The sequence below is a fragment of the Sphingobacterium alkalisoli genome (genome assembly GCF_005049105.1).
Taxonomy (GTDB): domain Bacteria; phylum Bacteroidota; class Bacteroidia; order Sphingobacteriales; family Sphingobacteriaceae; genus Sphingobacterium; species Sphingobacterium alkalisoli.
The window spans coordinates 1,477,734-1,494,558 of sequence record NZ_SUKA01000001.1 but is presented as its reverse complement, the minus strand read 5'-3'; the positions used below and the strand labels follow the sequence as shown (position 1 = coordinate 1,494,558).

Genomic DNA, 16,825 nt, shown 5'->3' with positions numbered 1-16,825 from the left:
AAAAAGAAATTATTCTATCCAGTTATAAACTATTTTTTTGATTAAGACCTGTCAATGCCCACGACAGGTCTTTTTTTACACACAAACTAAATAGAATTAAGCAATACAAATAGAAATTAAAACTTGTTATAAAAAGTAAGTTTGTCTAAGTTTGTATCATAACATGGAGAGTCAAGGCTTTCTTTAACGAAAAAACACGATGGCAACAGAAAGCAAGAGACAGCAACGGTTTGCAGGAGTGATTCAGCAAGATTTGGCCGAATTATTTCAGCGTGATGGAAGGACATGGGCACCTGGTGCATTCATTACAGTGACTCGTGTGAGAGTCACACCTGATTTAGCGATAGCACGCGTATACCTCAGCTTTTTAAATACCAATACAGCTAAGGATGACATTGCTAGCATCAAAACGAAAACAAATGAAATCCGTTATAAGCTTGGTGTTAAGATAAAAAACCAGGCGCGTGTGGTTCCTCAATTGGAGTTCTTTTTGGACGACACCAATGAATATGTCGAACACATGGATAAATTATTCGATGAAATAAGTAAAGAAGATAGGCAGCCAGATTAATTTATCTGGTGTTTTTCTGAAAGTATATGTTCCCAACAGCTATGAAACCACCTATCAAGGAGCTTTCATGACTATTGGTCTCGTCCTCAGGCGAGATGAAGGTTTTTTAAGCACATGATTTTTGAACTAGAAGGCGGGCAGGTTTCCTTTCCTCATCCGAAGTATGCTGAAGCCGACGGCCTACTGGCAGTCGGCGGGGATTTAACGCCAAGAAGACTACTTACCGCATATAAACATGGTATCTTTCCTTGGTATGCGGACGATTCGCCCATACTTTGGTATGCGCCACATAATAGATTTGTTTTACATCCAAATCAGCTCAAAGTCAGTAAGAGTATGAAAAAAGTACTGTCAATGGGTTTATTTAATTTTACTTATAATACAGTTTTTGAGGAGGTCATCACCAATTGTTCTAACATTGATCGCAAAGATCAAGACGGAACCTGGATTATAGCCGATATGCGAAAGGCCTATACGGAGCTTCATCATTTGGGATTTGTCCACAGTATAGAAGTTTGGAAAGACGAGGAGTTGGTAGGCGGCCTATATGGCGTATTGGTCGGGGGCGTATTTTGCGGCGAAAGCATGTTTGCTAAAGTTTCTAACGCGTCGAAAGCTGCACTAGTTTTTTTAATCCAAAATTTTGGATTGGAATTGATCGATTGCCAAGTATATACATCACATTTAGAAAGCATGGGAGCCATTTACATGCCCCAGCAGCAGTATTTAGATATTTTACAACAGCAACACATGAAACCAAATGGATTACAAATCATATTTTGATGTACCAGAAGATATTATTTATCTGAACACACCTGGAAATGGATTGATGCCCAGAAGCCACCACATTTGGAGGCGACATCGGGATGAAGCATTTTTTGCGCCCTCAGGCGTAGAACGGGAAAAACAAGGGGAATTTATTGCAGAAGTCAAAAAAGACATAGCTGACCTATTTCATTGCGGTACAGATCGAATATTCTGCGTGCCCAATTTCTCATTTGGATTCAACACGTTGATTGAAGGGCTTTCTGCCGACACTACTTTTGCGTTAATTTCGGAAGACTACCCTTCGCTTAATTATCCCGTTCTAAGTAGAGGATTCCCGCATTTCTTCATTGAAGCAAATGAAAACTTAGAAGAAAATATCTTTAATGCCGTGAGCGAAAAGAGGCCTCATGTATTGCTATTAAGTGTCGTTCAATATATTTCAGGTCTGCAAGTAGATATAAGTTTTATCAAAAAGTTAAAGATGTCATTTCCGGATCTTATGATCATCGGAGATGCTACCCAATACTTAGGAACAGCTCCTTTTGATTTCGATAACTCCGGCTTCGACGCAATCGGCACCAGTGGATACAAATGGATGATGGCAGGGTTTGGCAATGGCTTTTTAATGATTTCAGAAACCTTTCGGTCAAAGATTTATGGAGAAGCCCAATCTCGTCCTCGTCCGCAAGAAGCAATGTGGGCAAAAAAGTCCATTTTAGACACGTATTTCGAACCGGGCCACCAAGACACCCTAAGTCACGGCACCTTACAGCAATCTATTCGTTTTCTAAAAGAAATCGGATTGGAGTCCATTCAACAACATATTCAGCGATTAAACACGCTGGCTTATGGCGAACTTATAGCTAGGGATCTCATCCTTCCGTCTATAAAAGCAAAAGCGGTCAAATCCTCCTTAATAAATATACAAATATCACCAGACCTTTACCCAGTTCTCATGTCTAGCGGACTCAGATGCTTTCCCCGGGGAACGGGCATACGTATAGGGATACATTTATATAATGACGAAAGCGATATCGAAAGATTAATACAATTAATAGACAAACATATATGGAATTCAAAATAGGAGATTTAGTACGATTTGTAGACGAGCCAATTGAGGGACATATCACGTCTATACAGGCCAACGACATCGTTGGCGTAACGGATGATACAGGTTTCGAAATACCTGTATTAAAGACAAAGATTACATTGGTTCATGGCAACATGCGTTTACCCGAAGATGATGTAGAAGATAGTCCCAGAACCGCTCAAGGCCCTTTTGTAGACAAGGGAATATACTTGGCTGTAGCCGGCGAGCAGAAAGACGGCTTAGCCAAATTTTATGTGATTAATGAGACCTCTTTTGAACTGCTTGTCAGTGTATCAGAAATTTCAGGGGCAAAAACTACGGGTTTATTCGCTAATCTTATCTCAAGAGGTGACTATGCACAAGTATATACTGCTAACTTCTCGGCGGTTGGAAAATGGCCTACCTTCCAATTTCAACTAATCCGTCATGCGCGCAGCCAGCAAACTCAGACGCAGCCTTTGAGCAAAGAATTAAGAGTAAAACCGTTGGATTTAATTAATTCCAAAGAAAACAACATTATACTCGGTGAAAAAGTTTGGTTATTTGAATTGGATAGAAAAGAAGAAAATATTGGATTGGACAAATTAAAATCACATTTTATATCGCATCGCCCTACTAAAAAATAAACGGTTCAAAAAGAATTTATATAACTATTCGGAACTTCCGATCCGCCGCTTTCTGTACATTAGTCTTTAACAGCTCTTAATTTTCGAACACTTAGCATTAATATCAACGCACTTAGAAACAAAAAGAACCAGCCCCATTTTAGATGTAAGGTCTTAGCAAGCATGCCATCTACGATTTTCATACCGAAGTAATTATTAATTTTAAAATAGACTGCCACAAATCCAATCACTGTCCAGCCTGCAAATATCCAGGTCACGATCCGAAATGCATTTACTTTGCGAATAAACAATAATGCAACACTTAACGCTAACAGGCCAATGCTAAGCCCAAATAAATTGACATCCGTCTGGTAGAGGTTCCAGTTTCCAACTAATGGTACTTTTAGAAACGGGCAAAAGACCGTGCTTAGTGCCCCTATTCCAATGCCAATCCATGCTAAAGGTTTGTTTAAGATATACATTTCTGAAATTTAATTTCACAAAAATGCAGAATCACTTCCATATTTAATATAAAGTTTCTACGCTATTTTTCTGAAAGTGATTATTTGACAAGTCAGCAAACACCTACGGGACACTTTCGTCGCTTTTAGGAACGCCCTAACGATATTGTAAAGGTTTTTATGCCTTAAGACACTTTTTCGGGTTGAATAAATGATTGTCATCATGTATGAAAAAGACAAGTTTTTCAATTCGCTGAAAAACAAATAATTAACAATAATTTAACATTATTTAAAAACATTCTAAATTGATTGGTTTGACAGATTTTTGACATTATACCCCCGCTTTTGCTCTACATTTGCATCAAAGATTTGGGCTAGAAAGAAAAAGCATTGAAGAACTTAAAAGTAATCGCATTTACACATCGACATGTTGACCTAAAAGACCTGGGCAATTTGGTAATCTGTAACGAAGAGTTAGAGTCCAGATTGATCAATCTGAAAAACAATTTAGATATACCCGAGATCTTTTACATCGCTACATGTAATCGTGTGGAGTTTGTTTTTTACGGCGCTCATGAATTAACCGATGATTTTATCGCTAACTTTATGGATAAGATGAATTTCTGCGTTCCTTCAGAAAGACTTCATTGTTATTTAGGCCAGGTAAACCGCTATGCTGGAATAGAGGCGCTCAATCACCTATTCCGGATGTCGTGTTCCTTGGAAAGTCTGGTTGTTGGAGAAAAAGAAATTCTAGCACAAGTACGAAGAGCATATGAAAAATGCCGCGATTCAGGATTCACTGGCGATTTTCTACGTCTTATGATGGACCGGTTAGTGAAAACAGCGAAAGAAGTGTACACTTTTACCAACATTTCCCGTAATCCCATTTCCGTTGTTTCGTTAGCCTATCGTAAATTAAAAGAAACCAAGTTACCTGAAAATCCACGCATACTCGTTATCGGCTCAGGAGAAACTAATCAAAATTTAGCTAAATACCTTAAAAAACATAAACATTCTAATTTTGTTGTGTTTAACCGTACGGTAGCAAATGCGAGTACATTAGCACGGGAACTAAATGCTGAATCATATCCCCTGTCAGAGTTAAAAAACTACAAGAACGGATTTGATGTCATGATTACCTGTACAGGTGCTCCCGAAGCGATTATTAACAGTGATCTATATCAATCATTGCTCAATGGACAAACGGACAAAAAAGTCATCGTCGATTTGGCCATTCCAAATGATTTAGACGCCCAAGTATTAGTCGACTATCCTATTCACTATATTGAAGTAAGTAGTCTTCAAGCTATCGCAGAGAAAAACATTCAAGAACGCTATAACGAACTAGAAAGCGCGGATAAAATCATCTGTGAGAACATTAAAGAATTCCTTCCCCTTATCAAACAACGTCGCGTAGAAGTGGCTATGCGTCAAGTGCCCGATAAAATCAAAGAAATACGTGCTACTGCGCTAAACGAGGTGTTTGCACATGACCTGCGCAACTTAGACCCTCAGGCTCGTGAAGTTCTCGAAAAAGTGATCAACTATATGGAAAAAAAATACATTAAAGTTCCCATGGTGATGGCTAAAGAAATTCTGGTGAGAAACAACGAAACAGAAAACAATTAAAAGCTAACGCGATTTCGCTAACTTAAAGTACTTTATATAGCATAAACTCACCTGAGCGACTTCTCCGAGAATATGAACGAATTCGTTTACGCTTATTATTCATTTGAAAGCAAGATTATCCTCTCATTTGGTTACCTTTGCAGATAGCTTTTTCTTACCGTAAATCTAATATAGTGAGCAGAAAATTAATAATTGGTACCCGAGGCAGTCAACTAGCACTATGGCAAGCCAACTTCGTAAAAGATAGATTAGCAGAAATTGGAATCGAAGTCGAATTAAAAATTATTAAAACCCAAGGTGACATTATTCAGCACCTCCGATTGGACAAACTGGAAGGCAAAGGATTCTTCACCAAAGAACTCGAAGAAGAATTACTGAATGCGCAGATTGATCTTGCTGTACATTCACATAAAGATTTACCGACGGTAAATCCGCCAGGGCTCATTATTGCAGCAGTATCTGAACGAGAAGATGCCTCCGAACTTTTGATCATTCACAAAGACTGTGTCGATATAAAGAAACGGCTTTCGCTAAAGCACAATGCAAGTGTCGGCACCTCTTCCAATCGTCGTAAAGCTCAACTATTGTCATTAAGACCTGATCTAGAGTTTACAGATCTTAGAGGGAACCTACAAACGCGTATTCAGAAATTACGGGACGAAAAATATGATGCAATTGTCTTAGCTAAAGCAGGTGTCGCCCGGATCGAAATGGATCTTTCCGATTTCCACATTGAAGAGATTTCTCCGGTAGAGCTCATTCCAGCGCCGGCACAAGGCGTACTGGCTATTCAGATCCGCGAAGCCGATCAGGATTTATTTGCTATTCTTCAAAAGATACACAATAACGAAGTCGCAGAAACGATCGCTGTTGAGCGTAAGGTTTTAAATCTGTTTGATGGAGGTTGTCATGCTCCATTGGGCTCTTACTGCCGAAAAAATGAAGGTAAATATGAAACATGGACATCCATCGCGGACGACAATGAAGACTTCCCAGATCGTTTTTTTATACAATCAGACACGACAGAAGGTCTAGCGGAACTCATTTTTTCAAAATTTGGAAAAGACAGAAAGATGCCTTCAAGCGTATTCATCACCAGGGATCTAGATGAGAATTCATATCTGGCGAGATGGCTGACAAAACACCGTATCGCCATTGATGATCGTTCGCTAATCAAAATTTATCCTACTATTAACAAGTTGGACTCCTTTATCCTAAAACGAGCTGATTGGATATTCTTCAACAGTAAAAATGCCATCGAGCACTTTTTCAAATTAGAACCTTTGGTGTTAAAGAAAACAAAGATTGCTGTTCTGGGTCGCGGTTCCGAAGATGCCTTACGTAAATACAATCGTATAGCAGATTTTTCCGGTGATAATTTAGGAATCAAGACAGAGGCTATCGCTAAAGAATTCGCCAAACTCGTGGATGGGCAAACGGTATTGATTCCACGTGCTGAAGGATCCTTGCAAACGATTCAAAAAGAACTTACGGAAAACACCAAAGTAATCGACGTCCCTATTTACGAAACGGTACTTGCCGAAAATGTAGATAAATCAAATGCAGACGTATTGATATTTACCAGTCCAAGCAACGTAGAGGCTTATTTCCAGGAAAACTTAGTCGATCCCGGTCAAAAAATCATCTGCATCGGGCATTCTACGGCTGCTGCTATTGCCTCAATGGGATTAACTTATTCGTTGCCCTTCACACCGGATGAAATCGGTCTGGCGGAAGCCATATTTGGTCTAGACTACAAATAGGGACAAAGATTAGGGATCTAAATAACTAATAATATGTTACAACGACCAAGAAGAAATAGAAAATCTGCTGTCATCCGCAACATGATACAGGAGACTTATTTGTTACCTTCCAATTTGATTTTCCCACTCTTCATTGTGGAAGGCGAAAATCAAAAAACGGAAGTGTCATCAATGCCTGGAATATATCGTCATTCTATTGATAACCTATTACGTGAAATCGAAAGTTGCCTGAAATTAGGTCTAACTACTTTTGATATATTTCCCGCCGTAGAAGAGTCGCTAAAAGACAAATTTGCTACGGAAAGCTACCGTGAAGGAACCCTTTATTTAAGAGCGATTGAAGCTGTAAAAAAGCACTTTCCTGAGGCCTGTGTCGTTACCGACGTCGCACTGGACCCCTATAGTTCAGATGGTCACGATGGTATCGTTGAGAATGGCGAGATATTAAACGATGAGACATTGGTTGTATTAGGAAAAATGGCATTGGCACATGCCCAAGCGGGCGCCGATATCATTGCACCTTCGGATATGATGGATGGACGCATCGGTTTTATTCGTAATGTATTAGATGAAAATGGTTTTACCAACGTTTCACTGATGTCCTATACCGCCAAATACGCATCCTCATTTTATGGTCCATTCCGCGATGCACTCGGCTCCGCTCCTAAAAAGGGAGACAAAAAAACATACCAGATGAATCCCGCAAATACACGTGAAGCATTAATTGAAGCTCGATTGGATGTAGAGGAAGGGGCAGATTTTTTAATGGTAAAACCTGGTCTACCCTATTTGGACATCATCAAGCTACTACACGACAATTTCGATCTTCCTATTGCTGCCTATAATGTATCAGGAGAATATGCAATGCTTAAAGCAGCTATTCAAAATGGCTGGTTGCAGGAAAGTGCCATCGTAGAAACGTTGCTCAGCTTCCGTCGTGCCGGAGCTACCGCCATTCTCACCTATCATGCGAAAGAAGTATTGGAAAAAGGTTGGTTGAAATAAATCACCTGTTTTAAATAAATAGATATGACAAATCAAGTACCCGATATTTCACGGGTTAAATCAGCAACGCTATACGAAAAAGCTAAAAACTATTTTCCTGGAGGCGTAAATTCCCCCGTCCGTGCATTTAAATCTGTCTATGGCACTCCACTTTTTATCGAGCGTGGCGATAAGGCACACTTATGGGATGCCGATGGCAATGAATTTATCGATTATTGCTGTTCATGGGGACCTTTAATTTTAGGACACAACAATATCGAAATCCGCGAGGCTGTTTCAGCACAACTGCATAAAGGGTTGAGTTTTGGGGCGCCAACCCAACTAGAGAATACCTTAGCCGAACTAATTATATCCAATAATCGATACGTCGATAAGATTCGTTTCGTCAGCTCTGGCACGGAAGCTGTCATGTCGGCTATCCGTCTGGCCCGCGGATATACGAAGCGCGATAAGATCGTTAAATTTGAAGGCTGTTACCACGGTCACTCAGATTCCCTATTGGTAAAAGCAGGATCCGGACTGGTCACATTTGGAGAAACATCCTCTGCGGGTGTTCCGAAAGCTTTCGCCGATGAAACAATCGTTATCGCATTAAATGATATCGCTGCGCTGGATAAAGTATTCTCAGATTTTGAAGGCCAGATCGCGGCCGTTATCATCGAAGGTATACCTGCTAACAACGGCCTACTCATCCAAGACAAAGCCTACATACAGTATTTAAGAGATATCACTACATCGAATGGTTCATTATTGATCTTTGACGAAGTGATTACGGGCTTCCGATTAGGGTTTGAAGGCGCCGCAAAGCATTACGATGTCCAGCCGGATATATTGACCTACGGCAAGATTATTGGAGGAGGAATGCCTGTAGGAGCCTATGGTGCTTCTAATGATATCATGGGATACATTTCTCCAGATGGCGGTGTTTACCAAGCGGGCACATTGTCTGGCAATCCAGTTGCCATGGCTGCAGGAATAGCAACACTTACGATCCTGTCACAACCCGGATTCTACGAAAAATTAGAGGAGACGACGTCTACGTTTGTCTCACGTATCCGTGATTTTATACGCGAAAAGAATTATCCTGTTTCAATTTTTACCATCGGCTCTATATTCTGGTTTGCATTTGCTACCGATAAAAAGATTCAGCGTGCTGATCAAATAGATCCATCATCAATGGAAAAATATAAAGTGATGCACCGAGAATTGTTAAACCGAGGTATCTATTTTGGTCCTTCAGGTTATGAAGTCGGTTTTATATCTGCTGCCCATACACCGGAAGATCTGGAAACCACACATTTTGCTATTCGAGAAGCATTAGAAGCAGTATTCGTATAACAAAAGCATTAAACTTATCAATAGACAATTAGATAAAACAAAAATTCAATTTAGCTGTTAAAAGGGTTAATGAGAATCTTTAATCTATAGAATTAATATGAAAACATTGAAATCCACATTGGCAATTTTAGCTATCTCTGCAACAATTGTATCCTGCAATAACACGACAAAAAATACAGATGGTGAAGTCCAAGATTCAACCGCTTTATCTGATACGGCAGGCACCGTAGCAGTCAATCCCCTTGCGCATGCAAAGGAATTTCCCGGTGCTACGCTGAAAATTGCGTCCATTACCTCGGAGAAGTCCGGCAGTGATTCTGCGAATATCACGGTAAAATATGATGTACAGAACTTCAAATTAACCGAGCAGACGGAGCACGACCATCATATGGCGAATTCGCATGAGGGGCAACACATCCATTTCATCTTAGACAATAAGCCCTATGTCGCACTTTATAAACCAGAGCATACGCATACCGTAGCGGTTAATTCAGAGCACTATCTATTGTCCTTTTTATCGAGGTCATTCCACGAGTCGATTAAAACACCTGAAGCCTCTAAATTGATTAAATTTAAAGTAAATGGCGAAGGCAAAATAGAAGAGTTACCGACTCCCACCGAAGCGTCATTATTCTATAGCCGTCCAAAAGGCGATTACAAAGGAGCAGACACGAAAACATTGCTGTTAGATTTCTTCGTCGTTAATACGTCTTTAGGAGCGGATGCAAACAAAGTAAAGGCTACAATAAATGGTCAGGATTTCACATTAGATCAATGGACACCCTATGAAGTTTTAAATCTTCCTATGGGCGAAACAAATGTGAAATTGTCTTTAGTGGATAAAGATGGTAACGCACTTACAGGCGACAATGTTTCCGTTGAGCGGAAAATTAATCTTGCGGCTGAATAGCATACAAGTATAAACTATCAAAAAAAGGTCAACCCGAATTCGGATTGACCTTTTTTTTGAAGGTATCTTTGAGTTCGTTACGCTTGGCCCACTAGCCATTAAGAACTTTGATAGTTGCATTACCCGAACATCATGAAGGTTTTTTATGGCAATATATTTGCTATGATTAAACCAACAACAATTTATCAGGTCATAAAATTATTAAAACACAATATTTTACTAACTTAACAATTGATCCCATGAAAAAAATATTACTCGCTCTCGCCATAGGCAGTATTTCTTTGCTAACGTTAAATTCCTGTACTAAAGAATACATTACGAACAATTTCTTACCAGGTATAACATATACACATACGATCCAACCGGGTGACTGGGTAGAAGACGGAGTAGGTTCAGGTGTTTATGCTGTTGATATTCCATTTCCGGAATTGGACGCCCAATATTATAATTTTGGTACGACACAAGTTGCGTTGGAATTTGCAAATAGCAGTACCGCATTTGATGCAATACCTGCCACTATCAGGGAGACCCATTATTCATTCAGTTATCAAGTTGGTTTGGTGACGATATTTGCTGAGACTAGATCACCAGAGGCCGATGATATCGACAGACCTATTGTTGTCAAAATCACATTAACAGATGCTGACAATGGTGGAAACTAAAAGAAGCCCGCAACTAGCGGGCTTCTTTTAGTTTCTTTAGTTTCCTTTTTAGTGCGTAGATTACGTTTTCCCACATTATTTCCAATAAGTGCTTCATCATAGGTGCAAAAATCCTATCTGTCCCTCACCTTTTCTCGTTTCCTAAAGGCTTTGCATCGCTTCATCCTTAAAGCGTTCGACATTATATTTACCCTTGCTCATAATCTTGTGGCTCATTCAATAAAAATGTACCAATTATTTTGTTCAGGCTCATATCAGAATAACGGTACTTTAAATTAGATAGATGTAATTATGATACAATATAACGTTGCAATACATCAAATTAACGCTTTCAAAGAACGCTATACGGTTATTCTATCAAATAATTACGTAAAGTAGAATTACTATTAAGTTACTTTAATATGTATTAACGTTTATATCTTATATTATAACGTATTTATATTTTATAATATCGTAATTAAGAAAAGATTTAACGTTAATATTAAAGAAATTTACGCTGTTGTATTTCAAAATAACGTTGGTATTTGTAATATTAACGTGATGTTACTCTAGAATTACATCATATTTCCTCGAAATAACAGATTATGACATATAAAAAGCTGTGTGGTTTAGATTAAACTAAAAATAAAAACTTTACAACTATGGACTACAAAAAAATATCAACCTATTTCATGATCTCCCATTCTTCTGCCTATTAAAACAATTTTCCCGTAGGAAGACTCGTATTGGGTTAAAATATGACTATTTAGTTGACATGAATGTTATCTACCTTTATTGAACTTGAATCGGACACTTGATAACAACGCAATTCCCTATATTCACCTACTAAGAAGTATACCTTCGGAAAATTGTTATACACCTCCCCGGTACCTCCGAATCAGATAAGCTAGCACTATAAGAATGATAGTCATAATTTTCATTAAAACTATTATCCAAATTCAAACAAAGAATCCAAGATAATTTTACCTTCTCAGAAATACGTATTGGAAGATGGATAACTTGATCTAGGCTCGTTCCTTCGCCTAAAGGATCCCAAGGGCCTTCACCACGATATTTATAGCGCATTATAAATATCATGAAGATATTCCTCCTGAGGATCGTTTAATAAGGTAGTGGATTTGCCCTTAGCATAATAAAGTTCAAAATTTCCTTTGTCTATAGTACTCTCAATTACCCGAACTCCATCAAGCACACACAAAAAACCGAACATACTTGTATCCACTCCCATCTCCACTATTTTTTTTATAAAAGATTTCCCTTCCTGATCTAAGCTATTATACCAATTAGAAATTTCCACTAATTCGTTATTGGGTTTCCTTCCAGGAGGATCAGAAAGACTCTCCAAAACATCATTTATTGCTCCCTGAGAAACGACAACTTTTATACTTTTAATAAATTCTTCTGATTTCATAAACTATTAGTTTTAAGGCTTAATAAAAGGTATTGGATATATTTCTTTGTTCAATTGAATCAATTGTTGTAAACTTGAAATTGGAGCATTTGTATGATTTCTTAAATCGTAAATATCTTTAGCTAATTGACTTCTTGCACTCCGAGTAGGGTCCCCCTTTACCGTAGGAATCGCTTTATGCTCTTTACTGGATAGCGCAATACCTGGTGCTGTCTTTGGGTCATACCCTTCAATTAACTGATCGGCAGGATGTTTTTGAGCCACATGGTGAATATCTAAATTATCTCCGACCTTAGATCTTCTAAGTAAATCATCAACAGTACTAACCTCATACTTAGTAACTTCCCTTGCTGCATCAACGGCAGTTTTAGCTTGGTTCGTTAAAATGATTTTTCCAGGAGTTTTAGCGAGCAGTCCTCCAGTGGCTCCTCCACCGCGACCAAGACTTGCTATATTTAAAACATCCAACCCATATTTAACAGCCTCGTTCCAAAATTCTCCAGATGTCTCAACGAAATCAGTGGTGTAATAACCATTTCCATTATCTACAAATGTAGCTTCTTTTCCAAAAAGACGCGCCAATAAATTGTACCCTGAATGCTTAAGAGATAAAATATCAGTAAACAGGGCATTACCAAACCCTTGTGCAGTGAGAGGGGGATCATTTGGCCACATTCCATCCGGATCAATAAAACGGACCGGATTGTTAAACGCATAGGTATACGGCGACCATCTTCTTCCCTGCTCCGCCATTGGATCCACCACGTTCCACCTTCCGATTTCAGCGTCGTAGAACCTCGCACCGTAATCGTACTGTCCTCCTAGCTCTTCCTGAATCTCTTTTCCGTTGTACAAATATTTATTAATCCCCCCTGTCAAACCGGCACTTTTTCTTTTTCCAAAAGCATAGTAATTATCCTTTTGAATCAAATTGGAACTTGTAGCCGATATCGGCTGGATCGTAGCCCGTACATTGCCCTGATAATCGGTAAGATTATAATAGTACACAAAATCATCTTCACCTTTCTGGATATATCCGTCCTCGGTAAGAATCAGTTCAATACGGCTGGGGTTGGATCCTATTTTATTGTACTCTATACCATCTATATAATCCCGTTGCAAAGTAACACCATTGACTGTAGATGTTTTACGTAACTTCTGACCCGAAGAACTATATACATACGCTACACTAGTCCCACTCTTAACTGCTGTTTTAGGAAGGTTAAGATTATTATATGTATAAACCAAACCGGTACGGTCTTTGGTCGCGTTACCGTTACCGTCATACAGATACGTACCACTGATTCCTCCACCAGAAACAGATGACAGCATATTTCCTTCGTAAACGTAGTTAATTGCCGAAAGGTTATCGCGAGTTAGCTGCTTGATGTTACCCATTACATCATACGATACTTCTTCTTTGAGATCAACACCGGTACTGTTGGCTTTTTTCAGTCTACTTAACAAATCGTATTCATACTGCATTTTCTTAGCGGGATCTGCAGTGCCAAAATTCCAATGTTGCTCACTTATATTTCCATTAAACTGAGCTATAGATCCGCCTGTAGGACTATCGTAATTAACAGTTTGTGAAAAATAGGGCGAACTAATCTGTTTAATCCAACCTCTTTCATTATATCTATAAGCTACTTCTGTAATAAAATCAGTTCCGCCGTTTTCGCTGTGTAGCTTTTTAGACCTAAGCTGGCCGATCCCATTATACGCTAAACTTTGTTGAATAATTTCCGGCTCGGTATTTATTCTCTTTTTAATCTGAACAACTCTACCAACATGATCATAATCATTTGTAGTCGTAATCAAAGTTACCTCTCCTGTTAATGAAGCCTTGTGCGAACGAACGCTCGTAAGAACTTCTCCTGAAAAATTATAGGTATTCGTTACATAATCTATCCCTCCAAGATGGTTTTGGGCCGCACTTTGTATTAGACGTCCCTTGTCGTCATAATAAAAAATAGTCAACAGAGGCGAAGTACCATCTTCTCTACTAACTTTAGTTCCTACCAGGAGCGATTTAGTCTTTAGACTCTCTGTAACACCGGAAGGTGACAAATTACTATCTCCGCTTCCGTCAAATGAATAGTTATCGTAATAATTGACCCGGAGTTCCTGTGTGGCAGAACTTGGAAAAGCACCATTCGAATAACTTGGCCCTGTCCTGCTTTCATAAAGGGATGTGATCGCATTTACCGCATTCTGCGCAAGCGTCTGGTTCGTAAGGCTAGCGTTAGTATAGATGCCAGAAGACACCTCCCTGCCAAAGACGTCATATTTTGTATAAGACCATTTACCGCCGCCTCTTTGTACCGAGTCCTGAGTCAATACAGGAAGATCGTTATCATTATAGACTATATACTTCCATCCTTGTCCGGGAACTTTCTGATGTGTGACGCGTCGTCTTTTATCGTACTTATATGCGTAAACATACTTTGTAAATGCGGTGTCCGTTTTTGCTTCGGTAAACGTCAAAGTCTTGACCGCAGGTGGAATAACATACCGCAGATCTCCAAAAGTGTCGTAAACATAATAGGTATTGAGTGCCGTATTCCCGACCCAAGATCGCTTTAAAATAACCTTACCCTCAAAATCTTTGTATTCTTCGACAGATCCGTCTTTTGACTTCGAGACATTATTTTCGTCATATACAACTGTTTTGGAGAGCTTGTTTGCCTGATAATCAGCATTACCTGTTGCACCGCTCCCATTTACCGTCCACAGACGAACATCAGTAGACTGATATTTGTCATAATTGACTGTCTTCACTGAATGCCCGGTGCTGGGCTGCCAATTCTTTCCGAAAGAACCTGCTTCGATAACCTCATTCAAAGGAGATTTCGCATATATACTTCTGGCATATGCGCTATCGGTCTTTGCTGCATAATCGTCCCACCCGGTAGATTTGTAATAGTTTATTTGGGATTGCTTGGCGGAAGTACTAAATGATCCATCATTTTTAAAATTTTCCGCATATGGCAAATACTTAAAAGACTGCCGCCCGAAAGCATCATACTCTAAATATTGAACCACATCGCTTTTTTGAGGAGAGGCCTGCCACTGCACAATCTGTACAGGTTTTCCAAAAGCGTCGAGATATTGTATTATCCTATTTACATCCTGAACCGGCTTGTTTTGCAGTTCAGCTACATTTTGGTAAGGGCTACGTGCGACCGATTCCAATATATAATTCTTCCCACTGGTTACTACAAAATTATTCGCGGAACCGCCAACTGAAAAAGTTAGGGTAACCGTTGTTGTACCGCTAGTATTTCGCGCAGTCACCGTATAGCTCTGGCTGGCCGTAGCAGCAGATAGCTTCCCGCTGATCTTTCCCGTGGAATGATCAAATGTTAGACCGCTAGGAAGTGCCGGACTGATACTATAGGCTGCCTGTATATTCACTTTTTTGATACGGTTGGACGTATTCTCTGTAATATGGTATTTACCGTCAGGTGTCCGCGAGATACCGAAAGGGTTAGTAAACTGACCGCCTGTCGAAATTGTCGTAACATAGCCCGAAGGGGAGATATAACGCAGAGAATTGTTCATCATGTCGACCAGATAAATACTGCCATTATCGACAACCAGATTATTCGCATTGTTGATGCGAGCCGTACTGCCCTGCCCATCTATATTCCCTGCCGTACCGTTCCCCGCTATTGTCGTCACCTGGCCCGAACTTATCCGGCGGACGGCATGGTTGGTACGGTCGGCAACATAAAGGTCTCCATTGCTATCGAAGGAAAGTCCCATTGGATAGTTGAACCGGGCCGTTAAAAGAGCTCCGTTCTGAAGCCCTGCCGTGCCGCTCCCCGCATATGTGCTTACCACACCTGCCGGTGTGATCTTACGGATACGGTGGTTATAGGCATCTGCGACATATAGGTTCCCTGCCCCGTCGAAGGCAAGCCCCATCGGGTACTGGAACGAGGCCGCCGTACCCGTACCGTTGGCAGAACCGATACTCCCGCTACCTGCAAATACGGTTACCACGCCCGAAGGCGTAATCTTACGGATGCGGTGGTTCTGCTGGTCGGAAACAAAGATATTGCCCGAGGCATCTACCGCAACGAAGCTAGGATGGCGGAAACGCGCTGCCGTACCCGTACCGTTCACATAGCCATATGAAGTACTGTTGCCCCCTGCGAATACGGTCTGCACCCCTGCAGATGTGCGCTTCAAAATAGAATGGTAACCCGTATTGGCAATATACAGCGTGCCATCGGCGCCGCTCACCGTATTCAGCGGATTGTAATAACCTGATAGCAGTGTCTGCTCGACCGTGACCGAGAATGTTGCCGCATCACCACTGTTCGTCGGTGACCAGTCGATCTCCTCATTCACCCCAAAGGTACGTGCCGCTCCGTAGCTGATGACAGGTGCACCCGTGGATAGGGGCTGCACCATGCCACCCTGTGGAACTGACTGTGCCGTAGAAGCGCTGATATCCAGTGAACCCGCACCTGAATGGATATGGGCATTCAGTGTATCGGTCTGCGCTAACGCGCTTATGCTCTGTCCCAAAACAAGCAAGAACAAGTAGCAATATTTTTGAATAGATGATATTTTCATTAGATGGTCAATAACTTATCGT

At 40.2% G+C, this 16,825-nt stretch carries 13 protein-coding genes; 10 read left to right on the top strand and 3 right to left on the bottom strand.

The window, feature by feature from the left end:
* The first annotated feature begins 199 nt into the window (after positions 1-199).
* The 4 genes from rbfA to FAZ19_RS05610 all read left to right on the top strand — a co-directional run bounded on the left by rbfA (position 200) and on the right by FAZ19_RS05610 (position 3,055).
* The gene (gene rbfA / locus FAZ19_RS05625) at positions 200-571 is read left to right on the top strand and encodes a 30S ribosome-binding factor RbfA (RefSeq protein ID WP_136819700.1); all 372 of its coding nucleotides are present in this window, start codon (positions 200-202) and stop codon (positions 569-571) included.
* Between the two features lie 114 nt (positions 572-685).
* Positions 686-1,354, top strand: coding sequence for a leucyl/phenylalanyl-tRNA--protein transferase (aat, locus tag FAZ19_RS05620; RefSeq protein ID WP_136819699.1), 669 nt, complete (start codon positions 686-688; stop codon positions 1,352-1,354).
* The gene (locus FAZ19_RS05615) at positions 1,332-2,423 is read left to right on the top strand and encodes an aminotransferase class V-fold PLP-dependent enzyme (protein WP_136819698.1); all 1,092 of its coding nucleotides are present in this window, start codon (positions 1,332-1,334) and stop codon (positions 2,421-2,423) included. The genes aat and FAZ19_RS05615 overlap by 23 nt, the downstream gene beginning before the upstream one ends.
* Complete coding sequence (locus FAZ19_RS05610; RefSeq protein WP_136819697.1) at positions 2,408-3,055, top strand: hypothetical protein; 648 nt, start codon at positions 2,408-2,410, stop codon at positions 3,053-3,055. The genes FAZ19_RS05615 and FAZ19_RS05610 overlap by 16 nt, the downstream gene beginning before the upstream one ends.
* Before the next feature lie 59 nt (positions 3,056-3,114).
* Here FAZ19_RS05610 and FAZ19_RS05605 read toward each other — a convergent pair whose 3' ends face one another.
* On the bottom strand, positions 3,115-3,516 hold the full coding sequence (locus tag FAZ19_RS05605) for a hypothetical protein (RefSeq protein WP_136819696.1): 402 nt from the start codon (positions 3,514-3,516) through the stop codon (positions 3,115-3,117).
* 369 nt (positions 3,517-3,885) lie between these two features.
* Here FAZ19_RS05605 and hemA point away from each other — a divergent pair, with 369 nt between their 5' ends.
* The 6 genes from hemA to FAZ19_RS05575 all read left to right on the top strand — a co-directional run bounded on the left by hemA (position 3,886) and on the right by FAZ19_RS05575 (position 10,805).
* Positions 3,886-5,127, top strand: a complete 1,242-nt coding sequence (gene hemA / locus FAZ19_RS05600; protein ID WP_136819695.1) for a glutamyl-tRNA reductase — start codon at positions 3,886-3,888, stop codon at positions 5,125-5,127.
* 173 nt (positions 5,128-5,300) lie between these two features.
* Positions 5,301-6,890, top strand: a complete 1,590-nt coding sequence (gene hemC, locus FAZ19_RS05595; protein ID WP_136819694.1) for a hydroxymethylbilane synthase — start codon at positions 5,301-5,303, stop codon at positions 6,888-6,890.
* Between the two features lie 33 nt (positions 6,891-6,923).
* A complete protein-coding gene (gene hemB / locus FAZ19_RS05590; protein ID WP_136819693.1) occupies positions 6,924-7,895 on the top strand; it encodes a porphobilinogen synthase in 972 nt (323 codons plus the stop codon).
* Positions 7,896-7,919: 24 nt separating this feature from the next.
* Positions 7,920-9,233: a glutamate-1-semialdehyde 2,1-aminomutase gene (gene hemL / locus FAZ19_RS05585; RefSeq protein WP_136819692.1), complete on the top strand. Its 1,314-nt coding sequence runs from the start codon at positions 7,920-7,922 to the stop codon at positions 9,231-9,233.
* Between the two features lie 97 nt (positions 9,234-9,330).
* A complete protein-coding gene (locus tag FAZ19_RS05580) occupies positions 9,331-10,143 on the top strand; it encodes a hypothetical protein (protein WP_229707231.1) in 813 nt (270 codons plus the stop codon).
* A gap of 239 nt (positions 10,144-10,382) precedes the next feature.
* Positions 10,383-10,805, top strand: coding sequence for a hypothetical protein (locus FAZ19_RS05575; RefSeq protein ID WP_136819690.1), 423 nt, complete (start codon positions 10,383-10,385; stop codon positions 10,803-10,805).
* A gap of 1,054 nt (positions 10,806-11,859) precedes the next feature.
* Here the strand turns inward: FAZ19_RS05575 and FAZ19_RS05570 are convergent.
* Both FAZ19_RS05570 and FAZ19_RS05565 read right to left on the bottom strand, forming a co-directional pair.
* The gene (locus FAZ19_RS05570; protein ID WP_136819689.1) at positions 11,860-12,216 is read right to left on the bottom strand and encodes a hypothetical protein; all 357 of its coding nucleotides are present in this window, start codon (positions 12,214-12,216) and stop codon (positions 11,860-11,862) included.
* Between the two features lie 12 nt (positions 12,217-12,228).
* Positions 12,229-16,803: a DUF6443 domain-containing protein gene (locus FAZ19_RS05565; RefSeq protein ID WP_136819688.1), complete on the bottom strand. Its 4,575-nt coding sequence runs from the start codon at positions 16,801-16,803 to the stop codon at positions 12,229-12,231.
* Positions 16,804-16,825: the final 22 nt, after the last annotated feature.